General features: G+C 71.6%; 23 protein-coding genes. 9 read left to right on the forward strand and 14 right to left on the reverse strand.

The window, feature by feature from the left end; translation table 11 throughout:
- Positions 1-96: 96 nt before the first annotated feature.
- The 5 genes from OG379_RS10495 (at position 97) to OG379_RS10515 (ending at position 4713) form a co-directional block, all read left to right on the forward strand.
- Positions 97-1698: an oxidoreductase gene (locus OG379_RS10495; RefSeq protein ID WP_393755566.1), complete on the forward strand. Its 1602-nt coding sequence runs from the start codon at positions 97-99 to the stop codon at positions 1696-1698.
- 221 nt (positions 1699-1919) lie between these two features.
- Positions 1920-2954 (forward strand): hypothetical protein, encoded by a 1035-nt coding sequence (locus OG379_RS10500; RefSeq protein WP_405661471.1) that lies wholly within the window; start codon positions 1920-1922, stop codon positions 2952-2954.
- Positions 2955-2965: 11 nt separating this feature from the next.
- Positions 2966-3742, forward strand: a complete 777-nt coding sequence (locus tag OG379_RS10505) for an LON peptidase substrate-binding domain-containing protein (protein ID WP_405661473.1) — start codon at positions 2966-2968, stop codon at positions 3740-3742.
- Positions 3743-3759: 17 nt separating this feature from the next.
- On the forward strand, positions 3760-4260 hold the full coding sequence (gene ybaK / locus OG379_RS10510; RefSeq protein WP_405661475.1) for a Cys-tRNA(Pro) deacylase: 501 nt from the start codon (positions 3760-3762) through the stop codon (positions 4258-4260).
- A 63-nt stretch (positions 4261-4323) separates the two neighbouring features.
- On the forward strand, positions 4324-4713 hold the full coding sequence (locus OG379_RS10515) for a TraR/DksA family transcriptional regulator (protein ID WP_405661478.1): 390 nt from the start codon (positions 4324-4326) through the stop codon (positions 4711-4713).
- A 51-nt stretch (positions 4714-4764) separates the two neighbouring features.
- On the opposite strand, the gene OG379_RS10520 is transcribed toward OG379_RS10515, so the two are convergent.
- The 13 genes from OG379_RS10520 to OG379_RS10580 form a co-directional block, all read right to left on the reverse strand.
- Positions 4765-4962 (reverse strand): hypothetical protein, encoded by a 198-nt coding sequence (locus tag OG379_RS10520; RefSeq protein WP_393755831.1) that lies wholly within the window; start codon positions 4960-4962, stop codon positions 4765-4767.
- A gap of 117 nt (positions 4963-5079) precedes the next feature.
- A complete protein-coding gene (locus tag OG379_RS10525) occupies positions 5080-6129 on the reverse strand; it encodes a metallopeptidase TldD-related protein (protein WP_405661480.1) in 1050 nt (349 codons plus the stop codon).
- The gene (locus tag OG379_RS10530) at positions 6126-6911 is read right to left on the reverse strand and encodes a JmjC domain-containing protein (protein WP_405661482.1); all 786 of its coding nucleotides are present in this window, start codon (positions 6909-6911) and stop codon (positions 6126-6128) included. Before OG379_RS10530 ends, OG379_RS10525 begins: the two co-directional genes overlap by 4 nt.
- A complete protein-coding gene (locus OG379_RS10535; protein ID WP_405661484.1) occupies positions 6908-7744 on the reverse strand; it encodes a hypothetical protein in 837 nt (278 codons plus the stop codon). The genes OG379_RS10530 and OG379_RS10535 overlap by 4 nt, the downstream gene beginning before the upstream one ends.
- Entirely contained in the window at positions 7734-8669 is a 936-nt protein-coding gene (locus tag OG379_RS10540; protein WP_405661486.1) for a DUF692 family multinuclear iron-containing protein, read from the reverse strand. The genes OG379_RS10535 and OG379_RS10540 overlap by 11 nt, the downstream gene beginning before the upstream one ends.
- Positions 8669-10594, reverse strand: a complete 1926-nt coding sequence (locus OG379_RS10545) for a B12-binding domain-containing radical SAM protein (RefSeq protein ID WP_405661489.1) — start codon at positions 10592-10594, stop codon at positions 8669-8671. Before OG379_RS10545 ends, OG379_RS10540 begins: the two co-directional genes overlap by 1 nt.
- 3 nt (positions 10595-10597) lie before the next feature.
- Positions 10598-11860: a tetratricopeptide repeat protein gene (locus tag OG379_RS10550; protein WP_405661491.1), complete on the reverse strand. Its 1263-nt coding sequence runs from the start codon at positions 11858-11860 to the stop codon at positions 10598-10600.
- Positions 11844-13214, reverse strand: coding sequence for an MFS transporter (locus OG379_RS10555; RefSeq protein WP_405661493.1), 1371 nt, complete (start codon positions 13212-13214; stop codon positions 11844-11846). Before OG379_RS10555 ends, OG379_RS10550 begins: the two co-directional genes overlap by 17 nt.
- 184 nt (positions 13215-13398) lie before the next feature.
- Positions 13399-13524 (reverse strand): hypothetical protein, encoded by a 126-nt coding sequence (locus OG379_RS10560; RefSeq protein ID WP_393755593.1) that lies wholly within the window; start codon positions 13522-13524, stop codon positions 13399-13401.
- 425 nt (positions 13525-13949) lie between these two features.
- Positions 13950-14675 carry an ABC transporter permease gene (locus tag OG379_RS10565; protein WP_405661497.1) on the reverse strand — a complete coding sequence of 242 codons (726 nt, stop codon included), beginning with the start codon at positions 14673-14675 and terminating at the stop codon, positions 13950-13952.
- Between the two features lie 34 nt (positions 14676-14709).
- On the reverse strand, positions 14710-15558 hold the full coding sequence (locus OG379_RS10570; protein ID WP_405661499.1) for an ABC transporter permease: 849 nt from the start codon (positions 15556-15558) through the stop codon (positions 14710-14712).
- 55 nt (positions 15559-15613) lie between these two features.
- Positions 15614-16594, reverse strand: coding sequence for an ABC transporter ATP-binding protein (locus OG379_RS10575; RefSeq protein ID WP_393755825.1), 981 nt, complete (start codon positions 16592-16594; stop codon positions 15614-15616).
- Positions 16595-16712: 118 nt separating this feature from the next.
- The gene (locus OG379_RS10580; RefSeq protein ID WP_405661501.1) at positions 16713-17972 is read right to left on the reverse strand and encodes an NYN domain-containing protein; all 1260 of its coding nucleotides are present in this window, start codon (positions 17970-17972) and stop codon (positions 16713-16715) included.
- 268 nt (positions 17973-18240) lie between these two features.
- Between OG379_RS10580 and OG379_RS10585 the strand changes: the two genes are divergently transcribed.
- Positions 18241-18420 carry a hypothetical protein gene (locus OG379_RS10585; protein ID WP_393755601.1) on the forward strand — a complete coding sequence of 60 codons (180 nt, stop codon included), beginning with the start codon at positions 18241-18243 and terminating at the stop codon, positions 18418-18420.
- A 76-nt stretch (positions 18421-18496) separates the two neighbouring features.
- Here the strand turns inward: OG379_RS10585 and dnaE are convergent, their stop codons facing one another.
- Positions 18497-22033, reverse strand: a complete 3537-nt coding sequence (dnaE, locus tag OG379_RS10590) for a DNA polymerase III subunit alpha (protein ID WP_393755603.1) — start codon at positions 22031-22033, stop codon at positions 18497-18499.
- Between the two features lie 170 nt (positions 22034-22203).
- On the opposite strand from dnaE, the gene OG379_RS10595 reads away from it, so the two are divergent.
- The 3 genes from OG379_RS10595 (at position 22204) to OG379_RS10605 (ending at position 25246) form a co-directional block, all read left to right on the forward strand.
- Complete coding sequence (locus tag OG379_RS10595) at positions 22204-23529, forward strand: DUF2252 domain-containing protein (protein ID WP_393755605.1); 1326 nt, start codon at positions 22204-22206, stop codon at positions 23527-23529.
- A gap of 128 nt (positions 23530-23657) precedes the next feature.
- A complete protein-coding gene (locus OG379_RS10600) occupies positions 23658-24383 on the forward strand; it encodes a hypothetical protein (RefSeq protein ID WP_405661503.1) in 726 nt (241 codons plus the stop codon).
- A gap of 47 nt (positions 24384-24430) precedes the next feature.
- Positions 24431-25246, forward strand: a complete 816-nt coding sequence (locus tag OG379_RS10605) for a DsbA family protein (RefSeq protein WP_405661505.1) — start codon at positions 24431-24433, stop codon at positions 25244-25246.
- Positions 25247-25327 lie beyond the last annotated feature (81 nt).

The raw sequence follows: 25327 nt of genomic DNA on the forward strand, positions 1-25327 counted from the left end.
GGCTGTCACTGCTGACCATTAGCGTTCACGTGGTCACACAGAGGGAAGAACGACTGTACGAAGCGCGGGTCGGACCGCGCAGGCGGAGGTGAGGCAGTGACCGAACCGCACGACGGCGAGATCCCCGACGGGCTCAGCGCCGCGGAGCTGGGTATGTGGCAGTCCTTCCGGAACGGCACGACCTACGATCTGCGTTCGCACGATCCGGTGCGCGACGACCCCTTCGCCCCGCACATCTGGGGCCCCGAGCGCAGTGTCGGCGCGCGCACGGTGGCGCGCCTGCTCCTCGACGGTCCGCCCGCGCGGCCGGGGCGGGTGGCCGCCCTGAAGCTCCGGGGCCTGCGGATCACCGGGAAGCTCGACCTGGCGGGCGGCCGGGTGTCTCCGTACGTCGAGCTCACGGGCTGCCGCTTCGAGCAGGAGGTCGTCCTGCCCGAGTGCCACTTCACCACGCTGCGGATGGTGGGCTGCGCGGTGCCGAGGCTGGACGCGGCCCGGCTCCGCACGGAGGGTGATCTGCATCTGCCGCGCTGCCGGATCGAGCGCGGCGTCCGGCTGACCGACGCCCAGATCGGCACGGACCTCCTGATCAACCAGATCGGCATCGGCCCCGACCGGCGCGGCCGCGCCTTCGTGGGCGACGGGATGTCGGTGGCGCAGGACCTGCAGGCCGAGATGATCGAGACGCGCGGCGAGCTGAGCCTGCGCGGGGCGAAGGTCGGCGGTTCGCTGAGCCTGCGCGGCAGCCGGCTGCGCGCCACGGACGGGCGGCGGGCGCTTAACGCCCCGCAGCTGAGCGTGGAGCGCACGCTGTACATGACAGAGGCGTGGGTGAGCATCGACACGGGGAACCAGGGCACCACTCCCCCGTTCGGTGTCGCGCGCGGCGGTGGTCCGGCGCGCGGGACGCGGGCGCAGGTCTTCGAGTGCCGGGGCGCGGTGCGGCTCGACGACGGGCGGTTCGGGGACGCGGTGGACCTGCACAAGGCCCGGTTCGTGCTCGCCGACCGCGAGGAGCTGTCGCTGCGCCGGATCGTCACGCCCGAGCTGCGCTTCAACGCGGAGCGTCCGAGGGAGGGCCGGGTCGTGCTGAACGGCGCGAAGGTGGTCACCCTGATCGACGTGTCGAGCAGCTGGCCCGGTCCGGGCGGGCTGGCGATGGGCGGCTTCGTGTACGAGAACCTCGTCCCGTACGGCCATTTCCCGCTCTCCCGGCGCCTGGAGTGGGTGCTGGCCGCGACCCCGGAGTACGTCCCGGAGCCGTACGAGCGCCTCGCGACGGTGCTCCGCAGCTGTGGGGAGGACGCGGACGCCCGCGAGGTGCTGCTGGCCAAGCAGCGGCGCCGGCGCGAGACGCTGCCGCCGGCGGGAAGGATCTGGGGCTATCTGCAGGACTGGACGGTGGCGTACGGCTACCGCCCGGGGCGGGCCCTGGTCTGGATGGCGGTGCTGTGGGCGGCGGGGGCGGTGGCCTTCTCCCAGTACCGCCCGGAGTCGATCAAGGGGGGCGAGCATCCGCAGTGGAATCCCGCGCTGTACGCGCTGGATCTGCTGGTACCGGTGATCAACCTCGGGCAGGACGGCTACTGGCTGCTGGAGGGCGGCTGGCAGTGGACGGCGGCGGCCCTCGTGCTGCTGGGGTGGATATTGGCCACGACGGTGGCGGCGGGCGCGTCCCGGCTCCTGCGGCGCGGCTGACCGGGGGCGGCGCACGGTCCGGCCGGATCCCTGTCGGGGCAGCGGTCGAAAGGACGGTCGAGGCCCGGCAGGACGGGCGGTTATCGGCAACCGTACGGTCGGAATCGCGCCACTCACGCGCGCTTCCTTTGCCCTTTCTTGACCCCGCCCAGGGCAACCCTTCCACTCGCTACAGAAGCTTCACAGAGGCCCTCTGGCGCAGCCCTCACCAGGGCTTTTCAATGGTCTGCACCATGGCTTTCCTCCGCGCAGTGCTGAGTTCCGCGCGCACGTTCCGGTACGGCCCCGGGCTGACCGCCGGGCTGCCGGCGGACGACGCGGTGATGCTCGACGCCCCCGACGAGCGGCTCTCCCCCGCGCTGGTGGCGGCGGCCCTCGGCGACTTCGAGCCCGCGGCCAAGCTCCTCGCCACCACCAGGGACGCCGCCGACTGGGAGACCCGGGACCGCACGCTGGCCCGGCTGGTCGCCTTCGCGCGCAGTCGCGACGGCTGGCTGACCGGCTGGCTGGCCGCCGCCCCGCGCGATCCGGACGCCCTGCTCGTCAAGGCCGCGCTGGCGGTGCGCCGCGCCTGGGAGTCCCCCGCCCACGCCGAGCTGCTGCTCGAGGTGGGGCCGCTGATCACGGCGGCGGCCGAGGCCGACGCCCATGACCCGGTGCCGTGGCGGCTGGCGCTCGACCACGCCCGGGGCACGCACGCCTCGCACACGGTCTTCGAGTCGCTGTGGGAGCAGGCCGTCCGCCGCTCGCCGCACCACTACGGCAGCCACGTCTCCGCTCTCCGGTACCTCTCGGCCGAGTGGTACGGCTCCCACCGCGAGTGCTTCGACTTCGCCGAGCGGGCGGCCGAGGACGCCGCCCGGGACTCCCTGGTGCAGGCCCTCCCCGTACGGGCGGCCTTCGCCCTGCTGCGGGACGAGAGGGCGTTCACGCGGGCGACCTCCGTGCAGACGGACCGGATCGACGCCGCCGCCGACCTCGCCATCCGGTTCTCGGCCGGATTCCCCGACGGTGATCCCTGGCCGGCGGAGGTCCGCAACCTGCTGGCCTACGTGCTGGTCGCACGCGGCCGCGCGGCCGAGGCACTGGAGCAGTTCCGGCTGATCGGGCCGTACGCGACCTCGTTCCCGTGGGCCTCCGTGACCGGGGAGGCGCTCGGCGGATTCCTCGACGCGCGCACCGACGTCCGGCTCCGGGTGGCCTCTTCCACGCCCCTGTGCGGGCGGCCGGAACACGGCGGGCGCCGCGGCCATTAGGCTTGGCCGTTGTGACCACCGCTCGCCTGCCTCTCTTCCCGCTGAACGCGGTGCTGTTCCCCGGCCTCGTGCTGCCGCTCAACGTCTTCGAGGAGCGTTATCGCGCCATGATGCGCGACCTGCTCGAGATCGACGAGGACGAACCGCGCCGCTTCGTGGTGGTCGCGATCCGCGACGGCCGCGAGACCGCCCCGACGGCCACCGGCATGCCGGACACGGCCGCCACCGCGCCTCCCTCCGAGCGGGCCCCGGGCGACGGCTTCGGGCCCGATCCCCTCCAGACCTTCCACCGGGTCGGCTGCGTCGCCGACGCGGCGAAGATCCGTGAGCGTGCCGACGGCAGTTTCGAGGTCCTGGCGACCGGCACCACACGGGTCCGGCTGCTCTCCGTCGACGCGAGCGGCCCGTTCCTGACGGCCGAGGTCGAGGAACTGCCCGAGGACCCGGGGGCCGCCGAGGGTGAGGACTCACCCACGGACGAGGCGGGCGCCCTCTCGGAGGGCGTCCTGCGCGCCTTCCGCAGCTACCAGAAGCGGCTGGCCGGAGCGAGCGAGCGTTCCCTGACGACGGGTGCGGACCTGCCCGACGACCCGTCCGTCGTCTCGTATCTCGTGGCCGCCGCCGCCGTGCTCGACGTCCCGACGAAGCAGCGGCTGCTCCAGGCCCCGGACACCGCGACCCGGCTGCGCGAGGAGCTGGCGCTCCTGCGCAGGGAGACGGCCGTCATCCGGCACCTGCCCTCCCTGCCCGCGTCCGAACTGACCCGCGACCCCACGTACCCCAACTGACCCGAGGACCGGCCCCGGTGGCGAAGAAGTCCAGGAAACAGCAGTCCGGCTCCACCCCGGCCACGGTCGCCCTGACCGCGGCCGGCACCGCGTTCACGGTCCACGCGTACGACCACGACCCCTCGTCGCCGTCCTACGGGGAGGAGGCGGCCGAGGCTCTCGGTGTCTCCGCCGACCGGGTGTTCAAGACCCTGGTCGCCGACGTCGACGGTGAACTGGTCGTCGCGGTCGTCCCTGTGGCGGGATCCCTGGACCTGAAGGCGCTGGCGTCGGCGGTGGGCGGCAAGCGTGCGGCCATGGCCGACCCGTCGGCGGCCGAACGCACCACGGGCTACGTGCGGGGAGGCATCTCCCCACTGGGCCAGCGCAAGCGCCTGCGTACGGTGCTGGACGCGTCGGCAGGGTCGTTTCCCACGATCTGCGTCTCGGCGGGGCGCCGGGGCCTGGAGGTCGAGCTCTCCCCCTCCGACCTGGCCACCCTGACGGACGCCACCCTGGCCCCGGTCGGCCGGTCGTAGCGGGAAGCCCCAGGCGCGTGAGGTTCGCGGAATGCGGGCCCCGGTATAACCGTTTCCGCACAGGTGAACGAATTTTCTTCTTCCGTACGTGCCGGACCCGGCGGCCTCGCGGCCACCCGGGAGCGACTGCTCGCGGAGCGCCGCTCCACGGAGTCCCGGCTCGCGGCTCTGCAGAGTGATTTCGACGGGATCGTCGAGGCGAACGCGCTGGTGGCGGTCGACGACGAACACGACCCGGAGGGATCCAGCACCGCCTTCGAGCGGGCCCATGTCGCCTCGTTGCTGGACCGGGCCCGGGACCACCTGGAAGAGGTGGACCGAGCCCTGGAGCGGCTGGAACGAGACGACTACGGGCGCTGCGAGGCGTGCCGTGAGCCGATCCCACCGGGCCGTCTGGAGGTGCGTCCGGCAGCGACGACCTGTGTACGGTGCGCTGCCGGCGCACCCCGCTGACGCCGTTCGCGACGGGCCGGGGAAGCGTGAACCGCTTCCGCCGGCACACGGTCAGCGCTTGAAGGCGCCCTTCGACTTCTCCTTGGTGTCACGGCCCTTGCCGCGGGCCTCCAGGGCCGCTCCCTTGGCCGCGGTGGTGTCGTCGCCGACCGCGTGGGCAACCTTGCGTACGGCCTTCCCGACGACCTGCTCGGCCTTGGCCTTGCTCTTCTCTCCGGCGCTCATGTCGGTCCTTTCGTAGGTGCTCACCCAGTCGCCTGCCCCTGTCTCCGGGACGGAAACGGCCCGAAGCCGAATCGCGCCGGGAGGGAGCAGGAAGGGCACCACGTGTGCCCCCGGGGGTGGGCGGCCGCGGGACACGTAGTGCTACGCGGGTTCCGCCGCGCCCGCGGAACCGTCACCGGTCCCGCTCGGTGTGGGTACGCGCGGAGCTCCCGAGCGGGTGAGCAGCCGTTCGACCTCCGCGAGCGGGCGCAGGACGCAGCGGTCGAGCAGCAGGGACGGGCTGATGAGGGTCGAGCCGACCTCCTGCCCGGCCTTGACGCAGGTGTAGGGCGAGCTGTGCACCGTCACGTCGTCGCCGACAGCCGTGATCCGGCCGGCCAGCGCCGCCTTGCGGGCGCAGATCGCCACCGGTCCGACGATCTCCCGGGTCGCGCGGCCCGCCCGCACCCGGCGCGCCCACAGCAGTTCCAGGATCAGGTGCCCGCGCACGGAGAAGCCGCCGATCGCCGTGCCGAGCAGCCAGCCGTCGCCCATCCGGCCGCGCAGCACCTGCGCCGTGTCCCGGCCGGCCGCGACCTCCAGCACGCTGCAGCGCGGGACGACCGCGCCCCTGCGGCCCCGTCCGTGCCCGGTACTGCGGCCGCCGCTGAGCGCACGGGTGCTCCGGTCGGTGAGCAGCCCCGTCCAGTAGCCCTCGCGGAGCAGCGTGACGGTCCGCGCGGCGGTGCCCTCGTCGTCGCGCGTGTAGCTGCCCGCGTACGGACGGGCCCCGGGCCGGTCCCTCACGGTCAGCGGGGCCGGCGTCCAGCGGTCGCCGAGGACGCGGCCGAGGGCGCCGCCGTCGGAGAGGTAGTTGTCGGCCTCGCTCGTGTGCCCGAAGCATTCGTGCGCCAGCACCCCGGCTGCGGTGGGCGACAGCAGCGCCGGTCCTGTCACCGGCTCCGCCAGCGGCGAGCGCAGCCGCAGCAGCGCCTGGTCGTCGAGGAGCTGCCGTACGCCCTGACGTAACTGTCCGGCCACGAAAGGCGGGTCGTAGGCGGCGGCGCCCCACTGGGGCGTCGTGCCGTGGTCCGGAGCACCGAGGCTGATGCGCACCCGCCACAGCCCGTCCCGCTCGTCCGGGACGATCCGTGCCCGCGGCCCCAGCTCCAGGCGCGCCGCGGCCAACGCCGCGGCCAGGACATCGGTCACGGCGCGGGCACGTCCGTCACCGCCCGCAGCGCTCGGCGCAACGCGTCCTCGAGCCCTTCGGTGTCGGGCGCGCCGAGCGGCAGCGGCTGCCACCAGGCCGGTTCCCGCGACAGTGCGCTCAGCAGGGGCTTGAGGTGCTGGGAGAGCGCGCTCCGGGCGTTGTAGGAGAAGGAGACACTGACGGAGCCTTCACCGTCGTCCCCCTCCACCCCCTCGTGCGGTGCGAACAGCGGCAGGTAGAGCACGTCGCCGGGGTGCAACTCCGCGCGCAGCGGCTCCTCGGGCAGATGGCCGGAGGGGACGAAGCCCTTGGTCTCCAGCATGCGGCTGCGCTGCCGCTCCGGCGCGGTGTCCTCGGGCAGACCCACCAGCCAGGTCTTCGAACCCCGCTGCTGCACGACGAAGTTGTCACTGTGGTCGAAGTGGCAGCCGATTCCCGCGCCGCGGCCCCGGGTCACCGAAAGGTCTGCCGTGCACTCGTCCCAGCCGAACAGATCAGTCAGCTTCGCGCAGGCGTCGGCCAGTTCCGGCAGGGTGTGCTGCGCCTGGTTGACGAAGAGCACCGTGCCGTCGGACCGCCGCCGCACCTGTGCTCCGGACCCGGGCTCCTGCGGTGTCCCTTCGAGGCGGCGCTCCAGGGCCTCGATGTCGGGCCAGTCGAGGGCGGGGGCCAGGAAGCGCGGGCCGACGCCGCGCCAGAGGACCGGGCGGCGGCGCCAGTGCTCCCGGTGGAAGAGGTCCAGGTCGAACTCGTCCGCCTCCGGCAGGATTCGTGTGGTCATCGCAGCCCCCATGCCCGCAGTCGCTGAAGCAGTTTCGCCCGTACGTCGGGTGGCGTACCCACGTCGTGACCGGCCAGGACCGAGGTCAGCGCGTCGAAGAGGGGGCGTCCGGCCGGGCCGATGACGCAGCGCCCCGCACCCGCGAGGAACATCGTGGGGCGCAGGTCCCAGTCGGCGGGTGCCTCGGAGTAGTCGCGGAAGGCGCAGAAAGTGCCTCCGTGGAAGGCCGAGTCGCGGAGCGTGACGTCGAAGGTGGCCTCCGCGCCCGTGGCGATCGCGCGGGCGACGGCGCAGGCGGCCTCGTGGTGAGCGAGCGGCTCAAGGGCGCACTCGGGGTCGAAGGACGGTCCTGCGGCCATGAACCGGTGGAAGCACTCGGGCAGCGAGAGACCACGCCCCCGGGGGGAGTAGGGCACGTCGCGGAAGTGCTGGAACTGCGGTGAGGCGAGGAAGAGTTCGGCCACCTCGTTGGTCCCGTGGCCGTGCCGCTCCCGGATCGTCTCCAGGGTGCGCGCGAAGGCCCCCTTGAGCCCCTGCCCCGTGCCCGTGCCGCCGCTGACCACCGCCGAGCGGATGTTGCGCCCGACCAGCCGCAGTTCCGTCAGGTCCACCCGGTCGAAGACCTCGATCAGGTCCGTGTCGAGCGGCGGCCGCATGCCGCCGGGGCCCTCCGCGGCGAACGCGGAGCGGAACCCCTGGTCGTACAGCAGCCGGTCCAGGACCCCCAGGATGCGTCCGTGCCGCCCCGCCTCGGCCGCGTCACCCGGGCCCGGCCTGCCCTTCACGTCGTACGCGTCGTCCGCGTGGTCCACCGCGGTGGTCTCATGCGGCATGGGCGGTCTCCTTCCAGTCGCGTACGAGGGAGAAGAGGCGCTCCGCGTTCGGTCGCGACTTGGGCACAAGCACCCCGTCGGCGGTGAACTTGGGGTCCTCGTAGGTGATTCCGGTCAGCCGCGGCATCATCGGCAGCAGGTGTTCCAGCAGGGTGAGCTGCTCGTCGAGGAGCACGCCGTGGTGCAGGTCCCGGAAGCGTCCGTCGACGATCTGGCAGCCGGACAGGTGCACCTCGTGGCAGCGGTCGAGCGGCAGCGCCTCAAGACCGTCGAACATGCGCGCTCCGGTGCGCCCCATCAGCCACTGGTAGGCGAGGATGTGACCGATGTCGATCGTCGCGTGCACGCCCGTCTCACGGACGACGGTGTCGAAGAACGCGAAGGCGTCCAGCGTGCCGACCAGGAAGCTGCCGCCCTCGGTGAAGCCGGGGAACTCCACGGACAGTGGTGCCCGCAACCGCTCGCGCCACTCCGCGACTCCCGCGACGCAGCGCCGCAGCCCCTCCGCGGTCAGTACGGGCGGCATCGGGTACGGCAGGCTGCGGCCCCCCAGCGACCAGATCCCCAGGTCCTCGATGATCCAGCGGAATCCGTAGCGTTCGACCAGGGTGTTGGTGAAGTCCGCGACGGCGGCACGCTCGTACCGCTCCGGGGAGCCGGTGTTGAGCAGGGTGTGGTGGAAGGCGCGCGGGCGGCCGTCTCCGAACAGTGCGAAGAGGTCGTCGTACGCGGGGAAGTAGCGCTCGGGTGTGAGCGGGCCGTAGTCGATGGGCTGGAAGGCGACGAACATGTAGTCGTACGTCTGCGCGTTGCGCCGCAGGAACGCCGCGACCTGGTCGGTCGGGCGGCCCTCCCCTGTCTTCTCGAATCCGATGCGTTCGCCCCAGACGAGGTCCATGCCCAGGCCGAGTCCCAGTTTGTCCATCAGGCTCTCTCCGCTTCCGGTGGGTCGAGCACGAGCAGCCTCTTGTCGACCATCTGCGCCAGCCAGCGGCGCGCCCCCGGCTCCTCGGAGGTGAGGCCGCCGCCGGGGGTACGCTCCACGCCCGCGGGTACGGCCGCCATCCGCGGCCAGGCGACGTCGGCCAGGAACCAGCGCGTACGGACGGAGTCGAGCGCCACTCCGAAACGCGGCCGGGCCCGCAACGCCGGCCCGGAGACCGGCGTCACCGCCGCGGGCCGGTCCCGCGCGCGCGACGAAAGGTCGGGCCGGACGGCCCGTTCGGCGTCCGGCACCGCCTCGACGGTCATGCGCAGCAGCCGCTGCCTGGCCTCCTCCGTCGCGGTGTCCCCGAGGAGCGCGCCGCCGACCCGGCCGCCGGCGAAGGCGAGGCCCTCGTTGGTGATCAGGTAGGCGTCGTCGTCCTGGCGCCGCCGGCCGGCCCACAGGTAGCTGCCCGGCTCGGCGACGACCAGTTGCATGGTGTCCAGGCCCATGTCCGCCGGGTGACGCTGCACCACCTCGGCCGTCTCACGGGAGCCCTGGACGGCGTCGTCGTGGTCGAAGCCGTCCATGAAGGACAGGTTGGTGACGATCCCGGCCCGGGTGAGGTTGAGTACGGCGCGCTCCGCGTGCGCCGCGTCCTGGCCCTTGTGCAGGGAGTCGAGAATGCCTTGGTTCGCGGTCTCGAAACCGGTCGACAGCTGCACACAGCCCGCCGCGCGCAGCCGTTCGCAGAAGGCGGGGTCGGCCAGTTCGCGTTCCAGACGCGCCCGGACCCGGAAGGTGAGCGACGCGCCGCGTCTCCGGACCGCCTCCGTCACGCGCAGCAAGTGGCGCAGTCCGGTGTTCTCGTCGGTGACCGCCACATCGGTCATCCCCAACCGGCGGGACAGCGCCACCAGGTGTCCGGCTGCCACCTCCGGGTCGATCTGCTGGAAGGCACGGGCGTCGCGGTAGCGGTTGCCGTACGAGCAGAAGGTGCACTTCCCCCAGTAGCAGCCGACCGTGAGCCGGTAGGGGAACTGGTGGGCCATGTTGGTGTAGACGGAGAAGTCGAACGGTGCGAAGTCCGGCATCGGCTGCTCACTCAGCACGAAGCCGTCCGCGAGCCCCGTCCGCTCTCGCACGGCGCCGCCCGCGCCTGTGGTCTCCTCCCGCGTGCCCTTCCTCCTCCCCGCCCGCGGAACGGCGGCGGCGGCACCCAGGACGCGGGTGAGGAAGTCCTCGCCGTGGCCGAGGCACCAGTGGTCGACGGCGTGGGAGGCGGTGACGTGCCGGCGCAGCGGTGCCGCCCACATCTGCACGGTGGGTCCGCCGAGCGCGATCCGCAGCGCCGGGCGCCGTTCCTTGAGCAGCACGCACAGGGTGAGGACCGGGACGAGCTGGCTGAAGAAGGGCACGGAGAAGGCCAGCATCCGTGGCGGGTCATCGGACAGCAGCTCCTCGAGGCGGTCGGCGCACCAGCGCGCCGACCAGCTCTCGCGGCCGGCGTCGACGTACCCGTCCAGCTCGGACAGCAGCAGCGGGCCGTCGACGATCCAGCCGTCCTGGGAGGCCTGCTGGGTGACGTAACGGACCGACGCCTGGATCGCCGTTTCCTGGGCGAAACCGGTGGAGCGGTCGCGGGCGGTCTCGAGGAGCAGGGTGCCGTGCCGGGCCCGGTAACGCTCACTGACGGTCCGGTAGATCTCGCCGGCGCTCGGCACCGACGCGCCAGGAACCGGGTCGTCCGCTGCGGACGGTTCGTGACGGCGGAGCAGGACGCGGGCGCGGTACTCCAGGTTCAGATCGAGTGTGCGGACCCGGTAGTCCTGAGCCGTCCAGGCGGCGGCGAGCTGCGGCAGCGCCAGGTACGGGAACTGGACGGCCTCGCTCACAGGCGGCATCACCAGCAGTACGTCGCTCATCGCTCATCCCCCTCCCGTGCTCCGCCCGGTGGTCCGTGCCCGCGTCAGCCGTTCGATGAGGTCCAGACGGTCCCTTGCCGCCCCTGCGCCTTCCGGGTCGCCCCGCGCCTCGGCGAGCACCCGGACGGTGCGCCAGACCCCGGCGCGCAGCGGCAGCTCCTCGGCCACGGCGCGGAATTCCGCCAGCGCGGCGCCGGGGCCCTCCAGGCGCAGGGTGGCGCGGGCCGACAGGACTCGCGCGTGCATCGCGAGGGTGTCGCGCGGGTCGAGCGCGACGGCCTCGCGCAGTCGGTCCCTCGCGGCGCTGTGATCGCCCCGCGCGTAGTGCGCCGCGCCGATCTTGTACGCCAGCCAGCTCGACCGGTACCCCTGGGCGGCCGCCCGCTCGTAGCATTCCTGGGCCCACGCGGGACTCGCGGAAGCGTTCGCCAGGCCGCGCAGGGCCACCGCCACTCCTGGCGCGGGATCCTCTGCGCCGGACTCCCCGCCGTCCGCCGCGGGCTCGTCGTGAGCCGGGAGCCCGGCGCCCTGGTGAACACGCAGCATCAGGTCCTCCGGCCACGGGGTGGAGGGCAGGAAAGAGGACTTCCGGGCCGTCAGCCCCAGCCGTCCCGCTACGTCCGGGCCGACCCCGCGGAACTCGCCGGGCAGGAACCCGGAGCGGGTGGACCACGTCATCGCGGACAGTTCGCTCCCGCAGGCCGCCACCAGGCCGGCCAGGTCGTCGACGGAGTGGTCGGCCCTGCCGTGCTCGTCCACCAACCAGTCCAGGTCGATGTCGGTGACGACGTCTCCGGTCACATGCCGGTCCAGGTGGCGGGTGAGGAGATCAGGCGGTACGACCGAAAGCCGTACGCCGCACAGTGTCACCGCCAGGCAGCACTCCCCGGTCCGCGCGTCGACCGGGGCACCGCCGGTGGCGATGAGGGACACGCAGTCCACCGCCCTGCTCTCCCAGCCTGCGTACGAGGTCCAGCTCGGCACCCACACCAGGTCGGTGAGGGCGGCGGCGAGGGCGGCGGCGGACCAGAAGTCGTCGAGACCGAAGGCGCCGGGCACGCCGCGCACGGGCAACCGGCGCAGCAGCTCCGCAGGGGACGTCCCGGCACCTGCCGCGGCGCGCAGGGCCTCCTCGCCGCCGGGGGCGAGGGGCTTGAGGTCCAGGTGGCGATCGAAGCAGACGACGGTGCGGTCGCGGTAGGGGCTCTGCGGCCACAGCGCCGCGACCTCGCCGTGCTCCTCGAACAGGTCAACTCGTCCCTGCATCCCGCACCCTTTCCGGAAGCGGCGCGGCCTGCGCCGGCGCGGGAGGCGTCCTGGGGGCGGGCAGCGGCGCCGAGGAGAAGCGGCGCGCGTCCGGGCTGAGCATGGCGGCGGCGGTGGTCACCAGGACGAGGACGCCTGCCCACAGCATGATCGTGCGGGCGTCGGCGAAGCGGAGCAGCACCGCGCCGAAGAGCTGGCCGAGGGGCAGTGAGGCGAAGGAGAAGAAGAAGTCGGCGGAGAACGCCCTGCCGTGCAGACTCTCGGGCACCTCCCGGCGCAGCCCGGCCATCTTCACGACGTCGAACGCCTGCTGGCCGATGCCGCCAGCGACGAACGCGGCGGTGAGCAGCAGCACCGATCCGGTCGCCACAGGTGCGAGCACGGTCACGCCGAAGAGGCCGAGCAGCGCCAGCGAGTACAGGCCCCTGCTCCGGCCGGTGACGCGCCCGCCCACCAGCGCGCCCACGACGGTGCCCACCGCGAAGGAGCCGAGCACGAAGCCGTAGACGGTGGCGCTGTGTCCCGTTTCCAGCAGGAACACCGGCAGGGCGACCATCCACGGTCCGACGGCGAGCAGGACGTGGACGACGGCGAGAATCTGCACGTGCCGCAGCCAGCGCACCCGCCACAGCACGGCGAGCCCGTCGAGGGCGGAGCGCAGCAGTGACTCATCGGGCTTCTCCGGCTCGTCGGACGTCCCGGCGGCCGGCCCGGCCGTCGCGGGGCTGTCCGTTGCAGGGCTGTCCGTTGCGGGGCAGTCCGTCGCAGGACTGTCCGTCGCAGGACTGTCCGGTACGGAGCGTGCCGCGTACCGGGCGCCCGCCCAGCGGGTCACGACCGCGGACAGGCCGAAGGCCACGGCGGCGGCGACGGCTCCCGCCGACGAGCTGAGGACGGCGACGACGGTGGCGGCGAGGGTGGGGCCGACGATGCCGGAGGTGTTGCGCATGCCTTCGAGGAGGCCGTACGCGGCGGTGACTGCGGCTTCCTCCGGGTCGGAACTGCCGGAGCCGTCAGGCGCGTCGGTTTCTCCGTCGGCCTTCCTGGCGGCGCGCGTTTCCCTGCGCAGCACCTGTGGGGTGATCAGCAGCAAGGCCGGTTCGCTCACCGCTTCACACAGACCGATGAGGACGGCCACACCGAGAATGACGGCGTCCAGCCGGCCGTCCCAGAGGAGGGCCAGCGAGACGAGTGCGAAGAAGCGGGTGGCATCCGCGGCGACCGCCGCCGCGACGGGGTTGACGCGGTCGAGAAGCGCGCCGCTGAAGAGGACGACACCGCCGAGCGCGATGAAGCGGGCGGCGAATACCGCTCCGATGGTCTCCGCTGTCGTTCCCGACCGTGCCGCTGCCACGACCACGATGATCGGAAAGAATGCGTCACCGAGCAGAGAAACAGCCTGCGCAAGGCAGAGCCCGGCGAAACGCCGATTTCCGAGCAGCTGTAGATATGTTCTCACCGGGGACGCGAGACCTTTCTCGAGGAGCCTGCCACCGGCGGTTTCACCGGCCGACGGCAGGCCTGCTTCGGTCCTTCGGTCAGTTCTTGAAGCGGAACGCGTGGAAGGCCACGCTCTCGTCCAGGTCCTCGGCCTCCAGAACTTCCAGGCTGTCGAGGTCTTCGATTTCGTCGAGGATGGTCTGCTCGTTGCGTGACTCGCCCATAATTCCTCCTGAAAACGGAAGGAGCGCGGCAGGCTGATTCCCACAGCGCCGAGAAAAAATGTAGCCGGGGAGTTCCTGCTTTGAGAATGCCGCTCGCCCTTCATGGCCGAAAGGGGCGATCCGAACAGCTCGACGAGTGTTCCGAACAGCTCAGCCCAACTCGTGCGAATACCGGTGCCGAGCTGGGCAGAATGCGTGATCGGAATGGGAAATTCAGAATTCGCAAGGGTGTGCGATGGCCGGTTCCCCATCCTTCGAAAGGGTGCCGTCCGGCTCCGCGGTCAAGCGGTGCCCCGGAGTCCGGGGGCGACACCACCCGGGTCGTCCACTTCGACAGGAAACGCACTGCCGTACGGGAGACCTCCCGGCCGCAGCGCACGGGTGCCCGGCCGCTGAAGCCGGCAGGTGACCGTGTCCGGAGCCCGCTACGGCCGCCCCGGGTCCGGCTTGTCCGCCGGCCGGCCGGCCTCTGCCGCCGGCCACTCGGAGGCACCGGAGGCAGCCCCGTCCCCCGCCTCGGCCCGAGGTGGCCCGTACGGGCTCTCCCACTCCGGCTCGGGATCCCGCGGTCCGAACAGCGCCGTCAGCCCCAGGTGGACGATCATCGCGGCGATGGGCCAGGCGAGCATCGCCGCCCCCACCGCGTGCAGCTCCAGCGGTGCGTCGAAGGTGACGCCCTTGCCGACCTCCTTGGCGTGGGCCACCACATCGGACGTCGGCCCGAACCACGTGCCGATCCCCCACGCCAGCAGGGAGCCGAGCAGCCCGCCCAGGGCGAGCCCCACCACCAGCGGGATGCCCCCGCGACGGCGGAGGAGGAACACGACGGCCGCCGAGACCAGGCCGAAGGCGAGTGCCAGCAGCACGAACGTGCCGTCGGCGCCGATGGCCTCCTCGCCCTCGCTGTTCTTGAGGAACACGGCGGTGTCGTCGGAGACGAGCGGCACCCGGGGCGCCAGCCACAGCCAGAGCAGCCCGAGGCCGACACCGGCCACCGTCAGCACCATGGCGATCACCGCGGCCTGCCGTAGCTCCGCACGCCGCTCGTCCGGGCCCGACTGCTCGCCGGGCAGGACGTGCGACCCGGTGGGCGGGTTCTGCCACGGGTCGTTCGGCTGGGGCTCGTGCGGCGGCGTCAACGGTGCGGTCACGGTGCCATCGTGCCAGGCGGACGTGTGCGCCGCCTCACCGGACCGCCGCACGCCGGTACGCCCATGTGGCCACGGCCAGCGAGAGCACACCCACAGCCGCGCACACCGCGAGGTCGAGGACGACGACCGCCCAGTCGGGGTGGGCGTCGAAGGACCTGGACAGCGCCTCGACGCCGTAGGTCGAAGGGAGCAGATCGCGCGCCCACCCGACCGGGCCGGGCAGCCGCTCGGCCGGCAGCACGCCCAGCAGCAGTGCCGCCGACATGCCCAGCTGTCCGAGCAGCGTCGCCACCTCCTGCCGCGGCGCCAGCAGCCCCAGTGCGGCGCCAAGGCCGGACAGCGCGGCTCCGGAGAGCGGGATGACGGCGACGAGCACCCACAGGTGCGTCATCGGGAGTCCGAACAGCGCGCTGCCCGCCACCGCCGTGACGATCGTGCCGGGCACGGTGAACGAGGCGTACGCGCCGGCCGCTCCCAGCACCACCGCGGCCGGCGGTACGGGCAGCGTCGCGTAGTGGTCGAGCCCTCCCCCGGCCCGGAGCTGGCCGAAGTACTGGGCGAGCAGGTTGAGCGCGACGAAGGCCACGACCAGCACGCTGGAACCTGCGACGACGGCACGTGCCTCCGCACCGCCGTCGACGACCCCGCGCATCAGCACCATGATCCCGACGGACTGGAAGGTCGCGACGAACAACAGCGGGATGCGCGCGACCCTGGCCCGCGACAGCTGCGCCCGGTACACGGCGGCCAGCGAGGGGAGCAGCCTGGCCCGCGGCGCGAGGGCCGCGGGGGCCGTGCGGGCGGGCGGGCCGGTCCGCACGACGGAGGGCCGCACCTTCGGCCCGGCCACCTTCGCGGACTCCGTGGGAACGATGCTCGTCACCTGGCAGTGCTCCCGTCCGACTCCGACACGTTTCGCGGCACGTTCACCGTCCTGCTCACGCCTTCACCAGTCCCTCGGCCCTGGCGGTGTCCCCGCCGAGCGCCAGATAGACGTCCTCCAGGCTGGGCGTGGCCAGCGTGAAGTCGTCGAGCGAGGAGAACGCCGCCCCGCCGGTCACCGCGGCGACCGCGGCCCGCGCCTCGTCGGGCCCGAGCCGCAGCACCCATTTGCGCCCCGACTCCTGCGCGGATTCGCGGAGCGCGGCCACCTCCGGGACGTCCAGCGGTGCGCGCTCGCGCCACACGAGCTCGACCCGCACCTCGCCCGCCACCCGTTCCTTGAGCCCGGACGGGGTGTCGCAGGCGATGACCTTGCCGCGCTCCATGACCGCCACCCGGTCCAGGACGGTCTCGGCCTCGATGACGTTGTGGGTCACGAGCAGCACCGTCGCCCCGTGCTCGGCACGCCTCCGGTCGACGGCGGACCAGACGGAGCGCCGGGCGACGGGGTCCATGCCGGTCGTCGGCTCGTCCAGCACCAGGACGGGGCGCTCGCCGACCAGCGTCGCGGCGAAGCAGGCCAGCCGCCGCTGCCCGCCGGACAGCTTCTTCAGCGGGCGTCCGGCGAGGCCGGTGATCCCGAGTTCCTCGAGTACGTCGTCGCGGGCGGCGCGCGCTGCCCGTACGGGCAGGCCCCTGAGCCGCCCGGTGGTCTCCGCGGCGAGCGACACGGTCAGTTCGTCGAGGGCGGTGGACTCCTGGCCCAGGTAGCCGATGAGCCGCGAGGCCCGCTCGGGGTGGCGCACCAGGTCGTGTCCCAGCACCTCGACGCTCCCGGAATCGGGACGCATCAGTCCGGTGAGCTGGCGTACGAGCGTGGACTTGCCCGCGCCGTTGGGGCCGAGCAGTCCGAAGATCTCGCCGCGCCGGACATCGAGGTGGACCCCGTCGGTGGCGCGCACCTCGGGGGTGGCGGCGCGGCCTCGTCGGCCGCGGACGGCGGGGTAGGTCTTGACCAGGTCACGCACCGCGCACACGGTGCCGGTCTGTGCCTGCGCTGCGCCCGTAGCCTGTGCTGTGCCCGTACTCACGAGGTATGAGCCTACGGGGTCGGATGCCCCGTATTGCGTCCGGGGCCGGGCAGCGCCGCCCCGCTCACTCCCCCGCGGGAGCGTGCTCGGCGGCGGCCCGTACGTCGATCTCGCGCCAGAACCCGGCCCTGATGGCATAGCGGTCGTGCTCGTCGATCTGGTCGTCCTTGTGCGCGAGCAGCCCGAAGCGGGCCGCGTACCTCAGGAGTTCCCCGTCGATGCGGTGCGGGATGCGGGGGTACATGGTGGACAGCTTCTGCAGGTGGACGGTCTCCGGCAGCCGTTCCATCCAGCGCCGGGCGAAGACCTGGCCGACCTCGAAGGGGTCACCGCCGACGGTGGTGATGTCCTCCTCCCGGTCCGCCCAGCGCTGTTCCGCGCTGGTGAGATGGGCCAGGGTCGGCAGGGACGCGGTCTCGGCCGGTTCGCCGAGCGGTCCGCCGCGCTCGACCCAGCCCTTGTCTGACGACCAGCGCAGTGTCGCGTTGGCGGCCGGCGGCTGCGCGGTCTGCTGCGCGGTCCCCGCTGCGGGCGCGCGCAGGCTCGCCAGGTCCTTGGGGGTGGGGACGCCCTTGTGCCCGGGTGTCGGCTGGGGGTGCGGGGCGGCTTCCGTGCCGGCCGTGCCGGTGCCGTTACGGGCCGCGGCGGCCTGGGCCTCCGAAGCCCGCTCGGCGGACGCGGCGAGGGCGGCCTCGGGCAGCGGCGCGGACAGGATCGCGGCGATCTCGGGGCGCGGGACGGGCGGGGGCGCACAGACGCCACCGGTCTCCTTGGCCCGTACGGCCTTGGTGATCCAGGCCCGGTCGAGCACCCGCCGCTCGTCGGCCTCGGCGACGAGGTCCTCGGACTGGTTGTAGTCGCCGTCGGCGGCCTGGACGGCCCAGAGGTGGACGGCGACGCCGTGCTCCTTGGCGGACATGAGTCCGGGCAGCAGATCGCCGTCACCGGTCACGAGCACCACGTCGGAGCAGGCGCGGTTCCTGGCCAGCTCGGTCAGTTCGGCATGCATGGCCGCGTCCACGCCCTTCTGCGCCCACCGTCCGTCACTGCGGGTGAGTGCGCCCAGCCGAACGGTCACCCTGGGCATGACGCGCAGCCTGCGGTGCTCGGGCTGCGGCACGCGGTCGGGGGCGCCGTCGAACCAGTAGATGCGCAGCAGGGGCTGTTCCGTATCGGCCTCCGCCCGCTCGCGCAGGCCCTGGATGAGGGCCGCGTGGTCGACGGTGATGCGGGACCGGGCGGGCTCTCCGGCCAGCAGGCTCGCGGCTGCGCCCAGCAAGTAGCCGGCGTCCACCAGGACGACGCAACGGTCCACGCGTTCCACCCTCTTCCAATTCGGGAGCGGATCGGCGGCCCCTGACATGGGGGTGCGTCCGCCGGCCCGGGGTTCGCTTACTCAGGGTTTCCTTCGAGTCTGCCCGACGGCACGGGGGTTAAGGTCCGGAACTCGATCATCGGCGTGGCGGATCCGGGAACGGCGGATGATACCTCGCCTACTACGCTCGGTAATGATCCAACATGCGTCCTTTGTGGTGATATGTGAGTCTGACAGCGGTTCTGGACCCCCCAGAGCTTCCACAGGAGGCATCACGATGGCGAAGAACAAGAACCGCAAGCAGGGCAGCCAGCACGACCGCGCCTCGGCTGCGGAGCGCGGCTCCGAGGAGGCCAAGTCGACGGCGTACGAGTCGCAGACCCAGCCCCAGTCGCAGGCGCAGGGCAGCCCGGCGGACGTCGCGCGCAAGCACCAGAAGCGCTTCGGCCACAACTGACCGGTTCACGGGCCGGCAGGCCGAGAGGGGCGCCCCGCCAGTGGCGGGGCGCCCCTCTCGTGGGTTCGGGGAGCCGTCAGCCGGCCAGGCAGGACGGGCCGAGCAGCACCTTCAGGTCGCCGAAGAGGGCGGGGTCCGGCTTGACCCGGTGCCGGTCGAGCCGGAGCACGGTGGTCTTGCGGGGGCCCTGGAGCCTGATGCGCACCTCGGTGTCACCGCGGTGGTTGTCGAGGACCTCACCGAGCCGGCTGACCATGGGCGGGGTGACCCTCACCGTGGGGATCGTCAGGATGACGGGGGCGTTGGACCCGGCGTTGGAGATGTCGGGGACCTGCATCTCCATGGCGACGAGGCGCGGCACGTCCTCGCGCTTGTCGAGGCGCCCCTTGACGAAGACGACGGTGTCCTCGACGAGCTGAGTGGAGACCAGCTGGTAGGTCGCGGGGAAGAACATGCACTCGATGGAGCCCGCGAGGTCCTCCACGGTCGCGATGGCCCAGGCGTTGCCCTGCTTGGTCATCTTGCGCTGGAGGCCGGAGATGATGCCGCCCACGGTGACGATCGCGCCGTCGGAGTGCTCACCGCCCGTGAGCTGCGAGATCGCCGCGTCCGACTTGTCGGACAGGACGTGCTCCAGGCCGAAGAGCGGGTGGTCGGAGACGTACAGCCCGAGCATCTCGCGCTCCTGCGCGAGCAGGTAGGACTTCTCCCACTCGATGTCGGAGAACTCCACGTCGAGACCGAAGCCGGGTTCGTCGCTGTCCGCCTCGCCGCCGCCGAAGAGGTCGAACTGTCCCTCGGCCTCCTTGCGCTTGACCTGCACGACGTTGTCGATCATCGGCTCGTGGTGGGCGACGAGCCCCTTGCGGGTGTGCCCCATCTCGTCGAAGGCGCCGGCCTTGATCAGCGATTCGACGGTGCGCTTGTTGCAGACGACCGCTTCGACCTTGTCGAGGAAGTCGGGGAACGTGGAGTACTTCCCCTTCGCCTTGCGGCACCTGATGATCGAGTCGACCACGTTCTGCCCGACGTTGCGGACGGCGGTCAGCCCGAAGAGGATCACGTCGTCACCCTGGGCGGCGAAGTTCGACTCGGACTCGTTGACGTTCGGCGGGAGCACCTTGATGCCCATGCGCCGGCACTCGTTGAGGTAGACCGCGGACTTGTCCTTGTCGTCCTTGACCGAGGTCAGCAGGGCCGCCATGTATTCGGCGGGGTAGTTCGCCTTGAGGTAGGCGGTCCAGTAGGTGACCAGGCCGTAGGCGGAGGAGTGCGCCTTGTTGAACGCGTATCCGGCGAAGGGCACCAGGACGTCCCACAGGGCCTTGATCGCCGCGTCGGAGAAGCCGTTCTTCTTGGCACCGGCCTCGAAGAGGACGAAGTTCTTCGCCAGCTCGTCGGCCTTCTTCTTGCCCATCACGCGGCGCAGGATGTCGGCCTCGCCGAGCGAGTACCCGGCGACGATCTGGGCGGCCTTCTGCACCTGCTCCTGGTACACGATCAGGCCGTAGGTGAGGCCGAGGACCTCCTTGAGCGGCTCCTCCAGCTCCGGGTGGATCGGGGTGATCTCCTGGCGGCCGTTCTTGCGCTCGGCGTAGTTCGTGTGCGAGTTCATTCCCATCGGGCCCGGCCGGTAGAGGGCCGAGACGGCGGAGATGTCCTCGAAGTTGTCGGGCTGCATCTGGCGCAGCAGCGAACGCATGGGGCCGCCGTCGAACTGGAACACCCCGAGCGTGTCGCCGCGGCAGAGCAGCTCGTACGTCTTGGGGTCGTCCAGCGGCAGGGAGAGCATCTCCAGGTCGACGCCCTTGTTGGCCTTCACCATCTTGATGGCGTCGTCCATGATCGTCAGGTTGCGCAGGCCGAGGAAGTCCATCTTCAGGAGGCCGAGCGACTCGCACTGGGGGTAGTCCCACTGCGTGATGGTGACGCCGTCGGTGTGCCGCACCCAGACCGGGGCGTGGTCGACGATGGGCTCGCTGGACATGATCACGCCTGCGGCGTGCACACCCATCTGCCGGACGAGGCCCTCGACGCCCTTGGCGGTGTCGATGACCTTCTGGACGTCCGGCTCGTTCTCGTACATCCCCCGGATCTCGCCCGCCTCGCTGTAGCGCGGGTGCTTGGGGTCGGTGATGCCGCTGAGGTCGATGCCCTTGCCGAGGACGTCGGCGGGCATGGCCTTGGTGAGGCGGTCGCCCATCGCGTAGGGGTAGCCCAGGACGCGCGCGGAGTCCTTGATGGCGTTCTTGGCCTTGATCTTGCCGTAGGTGCCGATCATGGCGACCTTGTCGGCGCCGTACTTCTCGGTGACGTACCGGATCACCTCGACGCGCCTGCGCTCGTCGAAGTCGATGTCGACGTCGGGCATGGAGACGCGCTCGGGGTTGAGGAAGCGCTCGAAGATCAGACCGTGGGTGATCGGGTCGAGGTCGGTGATGCCCATGGCGTACGCGACGATCGAACCGGCGGCGGAACCACGGCCGGGGCCGACCGCGATGCCGTTGTTCTTGGCCCACATGATGAAGTCGGCGACGACGAGGAAGTACCCCGGGAACCCCATCTGGATGATGATGTCCATCTCGTACTCGGCCTGCTTCTGCCGGTCCTCGGGGACGCCTCCGGGGTAGCGGCGCTCCATGCCGACCCGGACCTCCTCCTGGAACCAGGTGACCTCGGTGAAGCCCTCCGGGATGTCGAACTTCGGCATCAGGTCGCGCTTCTCGAACATGCCGGTGGTGTCGATCTGCTGCGCGACCAGGAGGGTGTTGGCGCAGCCCTCCTGCCAGGCGTCCGAGGAGTCGACGGCGTACATCTCGTCCGTCGTCTTCAGGTAGTAGCCCGTGCCGTCGAAGCGGAAGCGGTCCGGGTCGGAGAGGTTCTTGCCGGTCTGGATGCAGAGCAGCGCGTCGTGCGCGGTCGCCTCGTTGGCGTAGGTGTAGTGCGAGTCGTTCGTCACGAGCGGCGGGATGCCGAGCTTCTTGCCGACCCGCAGCAGGTCGTCGCGGACCCGGCGCTCGATGTCGATGCCGTGGTCCATCAGCTCCAGGAAGTACCGGTCCTTGCCGAAGATGTCCTGGTACTCGGAGGCCGCCTTGACCGCCTCGTCGAACTGGCCGAGGCGCAGACGGGTCTGCAGCTCACCCGAGGGGCACCCGGTGGAGGCGATCAGGCCCTCGGACCACTGGGAGATGGTCTCCTTGTCCATGCGCGGCCACTTCTGCAGCCAGCCCTCGGCGTACGCGTCCGAGGAGAGCTTGAAGAGGTTGTGCAGTCCGGTGCTGTTGGCCGCCCAGATCGTCTTGTGGGTGTAACCACCGGAACCCGAGACGTCGTCCCGCTTCTGGTGCGGCTGACCCCACTGGACCTTGCGCTTGTGCTTGCGGGACTCGGGGGCGACGTACGCCTCGATCCCGATGATCGGCGTCACACCCGCCTTCTTGGCCGAGTGGAAGAAGTCGTAGGCGCCGTGGAGGTTGCCGTGGTCGGTCATCGCGATGTGCGACATGCCCATCGTGTTCGCCGCCTCGAACATGTCCTTGAGCCGCGCGGCACCGTCCAGCAGCGAGTACTGGGTGTGGACGTGCAGGTGCGTGAAGGGCGGCTTGGTCACGGCGCTGTGCCTCCGGGAAAAACTCGGGATGACGACTGAGGGGAACAGCGTGGAAGTCTACGTCTCCGAGGTGACAAGCGGCGGGCACTCCGGGGTACGGTCGCGCGTTGGAAGACCGGGGACGCCCGTCCCATTTGTCATGAACGCCATGTACCAGGAGGCACCCAGCGATGTCGGACACGCAGACCGGCGCAGAGCAGCGCGGGGAGCAGATTCTCGCAGTTTTCGACACCGCGTTCGGGCAGCTCCTGGCCGCCGACCCCGCAGCCTTCCGGGTCAAGTTCCGCAAGATGGCGGGCTCGGCCTTCGCGTTCTACCGGGGCTCGGCCGGCCTCTTCTACGCCGATCTGGACCGCGAGCAGCACACCGGCGCCTATCTGGACGAGCGCACGAGCAGGGTGTGGATCCACGGCGACCTGCACGCCGAGAATTTCGGCACGTACATGGACGCCAACGGCCGGCTCGTGTTCAACGTCAACGACTTCGACGAGGCCTATGTGGGCCCCTTCACCTGGGACCTCAAGCGCTTCGCCGCCTCCGTCGCCCTGATCGGTTACGCCAAGGCGCTGGGCGACGACCAGATCGGTGAGCTGGTCCGGGTCTACGCCGCCGCCTACCGCGAGCGGATCCACGCCCTGGCGACCGGCGCCAAGAACGACGAGGTGCCGCCCTTCACCCTGGACACGGCCGACGGCCCGCTGCTGGGCGCGCTGCGCGACGCCAGGGCGCTCACCCGGTTCGGTCTGCTGGACTCGATGACGGAGATCCGGGACTTCGAGCGCCGGTTCACCGCCGACGGCGGCGCGATCGACCTGGACGCGGCGACGCGGTACAAGGTGCTCGCGGCGTTCGACGGCTATCTGGAGACACTGCCGGAGTCGAGCCTCACGCGCCCCGACTCGTACCGGGTGAAGGACGTCGTCGGCCGCCGGGGCATCGGCATCGGGTCGGCCGGTCTGCCCTCGTACAACATCCTTCTGGAGGGCAACAGCGACGCCCTGGAGAACGATGTGGTGATCTATCTCAAGCAGGCGCAGACCCCGGCCGTGTCCCGGCACATCACGGACGCGGCCGTGCGGGACTACTTCCAGCACGAGGGGCACCGCACGGTGATCTCGCAGCGCGCCCTCCAGGCGCACGCCGACCCGTGGCTGGGCTGGACCGAGCTGGACGGATCCGGGCAGCTGGTCGCCGAGGTCTCCCCGTACGCGGTCGATCTGGACTGGTCCGACATCGACGAGCCGGAGGAGATCGCGGCGGTGGTCGCCGATCTCGGCCGGGCCACGGCGACGATGCACTCGGCGGCGGACGACGAGAGCGGGCACTCGCTGGTGCCGTTCTCCACGGAGCGCGCGATCGACGCGGCCATCGCGGCCGACGAGGAGAGCTTCGCCGACCTGCTGGTGGACTTCGCGCACAGCTACGGCGCGCGCACCCGTGCCGATCACCAGATCTTCGTCGACCTCTTCCGCAACGGCCGGATCCCGGGCCTCTAGGGTCTTTCGTTCGGATCAGGCCCCGCGAGCCCAGCCTGATCCGAACGAGAGGCCTCCAGGGCCCCCGGGCCCGGGTCCCGCAGATCCTTAGGGCTCCCATACAGGAACGCATGGCAAACTCTCCGGCGATGGACGTATCAGGGACACCGATCAGAGCGGTACGCGCGGCGCTGTTCACCGCGCTCGTCGTCACGCTCTCGTCCGCGTCCCATGTGCTGCTCTCCCGGGTCCCGCTGCCGATGGCCGCCGTGGCGCTGCTGGCCGGGGCCGTCTTCGCCATGGCGTTCGCCCTGGCGGGCCGGGAGCGCGGCTTCGGCGCGATCGCCGGGCTGCTCGTCCCGCTGGAGCTGGCCGCCGACACGGTGTTCACCACCGGCCAGCACCTCTGTTACGGCGCGGCGGGCGGCCCGATCGCGGGCCCCCTGCGCTCCGTGGGCGTCGACGTACTCTGCGGCGGCGAACCGGGGCGCGGTGCCGACGGACTCTCCGGAGTGGCCTCGGTGGGCACACCGCTGGCCGGGGTGGCGGGCGAGGGCGGCCACGCCGCGGCCCTGCTGGCCTCGCCCGGCCCCGCTGTCCCCTGGCTGCTGCTGGCCGCGCACGTGGCCGTCGGCCTGCTGGCCGCCGCCTGGCTGCGGCGCGGCGAATCCGCGCTCGCGGGGCTGCTGCGCGCGGCCGCCGCCGTCGCCTTCCGGCCGCTGCTCACCGCGGTCGCCGTGGTGGGCACGGCCCGCCGCCGCGTGCGGTCCGGCGCCCGGCGCGCCGGGCGCCCGCACCCGCTCGCCCCGGCGCGCTTCCTGGTGCACTCCGTGGGACGGAGGGGCCCACCGCGTCCGGCTCCCACCCCTGCCTGAGTACGCGGTAAGTCCCCCGAGCCACCCCACATCCACGGAGCACCCCCATGAGCCAGCGCAACAGCCAGGCCAACAAGTCCGCCGCCCGCGAGCGGCTGCGCGCGGAGCGCGAGCGCCAGGCCAAGAAGGACAAGACCCGCAAGCAGGTCGTCGTCGGCGTCTCGGTCGTCGCCGTGCTCGCGATCGCCGGCGCCGTCAGCTACGGCGTGATGCAGCTGAACAAGCCCTCCGCCTGGGAGGCCGCGGCGGACGCGAAGAACGTCACCGCCCCCAAGAACACCTCGGGTGACGACGGCACGACGGTCGTGATCGGCGAGTCGAGCGCCAAGAAGACCCTGGAGCTGTACGAGGACTCGCGCTGCCCGATCTGCGCCACGTTCGAGCAGACGGTCGGAGAGACCGTGGCCAAGGACGTCGACGCCGGCAAGTACAAGATCAAGTACGTCGGCGCGACCTTCATCGACAACTCGGACAGCGGCGAGGGCTCGAAGAACGCCCTGAGCGCGCTCGGCGCGGCGCTGAACGTGAGCCCCGACGCCTTCCTGGAGTACAAGACCGCGCTGTACTCCGCGAAGTACCACCCCGAGGAGACCTCCGACAAGTTCGCCAAGGACAGCTACCTGATCGAGGTGGCGGACACGGTGGACGCGCTGAAGGGCAACAAGGCGTTCCAGAAGGACGTCGAGGACGGCACGTACGACGCCTGGGCGGTCAAGATGTCCAAGGCGTTCGACAAGAGCGGGGTCCAGGGCACGCCGACCCTCAAGATGGACGGCAAGACGCTCACCGCCGAGGGCAGCAAGAACGCGCCCATGACGGTGGCCGACTTCAACGCGGCTGTCACCAAGGCACTCAAGGGCTGACGGGAGAACCCGCGGCCCGACGGGTACCGCGGGCACAACTCCGGGCGTCATCCGGCCAACAGGCGGGCGAACTTCCTTTGT

Origin of the sequence: Streptomyces sp. NBC_01166 (assembly GCF_045039765.1) — a bacterium.
Taxonomy (GTDB): domain Bacteria; phylum Actinomycetota; class Actinomycetes; order Streptomycetales; family Streptomycetaceae; genus Streptomyces.

Excerpts from the sequence above, each read along its gene's own strand:
- OG379_RS10585 (WP_393755601.1), top strand. The coding sequence starts at position 18,241 with ATGGCGAAGAACAAGAACCGCAAGCAGGGCAGCCAGCACGACCGCGCC.
- OG379_RS10550 (WP_405661491.1), bottom strand. The coding sequence starts at position 11,860 with ATGCAGGGACGAGTTGACCTGTTCGAGGAGCACGGCGAGGTCGCGGCG.
- OG379_RS10560 (WP_393755593.1), bottom strand. The coding sequence starts at position 13,524 with ATGGGCGAGTCACGCAACGAGCAGACCATCCTCGACGAAATCGAAGAC.
- OG379_RS10535 (WP_405661484.1), bottom strand. The coding sequence starts at position 7,744 with ATGCCGCATGAGACCACCGCGGTGGACCACGCGGACGACGCGTACGAC.
- OG379_RS10540 (WP_405661486.1), bottom strand. The coding sequence starts at position 8,669 with ATGGACAAACTGGGACTCGGCCTGGGCATGGACCTCGTCTGGGGCGAA.
- OG379_RS10545 (WP_405661489.1), bottom strand. The coding sequence starts at position 10,594 with ATGAGCGACGTACTGCTGGTGATGCCGCCTGTGAGCGAGGCCGTCCAG.
- OG379_RS10605 (WP_405661505.1), top strand. The coding sequence starts at position 24,431 with ATGAGCCAGCGCAACAGCCAGGCCAACAAGTCCGCCGCCCGCGAGCGG.
- OG379_RS10500 (WP_405661471.1), top strand. The coding sequence starts at position 1,920 with ATGGTCTGCACCATGGCTTTCCTCCGCGCAGTGCTGAGTTCCGCGCGC.
- OG379_RS10600 (WP_405661503.1), top strand. The coding sequence starts at position 23,658 with ATGGACGTATCAGGGACACCGATCAGAGCGGTACGCGCGGCGCTGTTC.
- OG379_RS10595 (WP_393755605.1), top strand. The coding sequence starts at position 22,204 with ATGTCGGACACGCAGACCGGCGCAGAGCAGCGCGGGGAGCAGATTCTC.
- OG379_RS10530 (WP_405661482.1), bottom strand. The coding sequence starts at position 6,911 with ATGACCACACGAATCCTGCCGGAGGCGGACGAGTTCGACCTGGACCTC.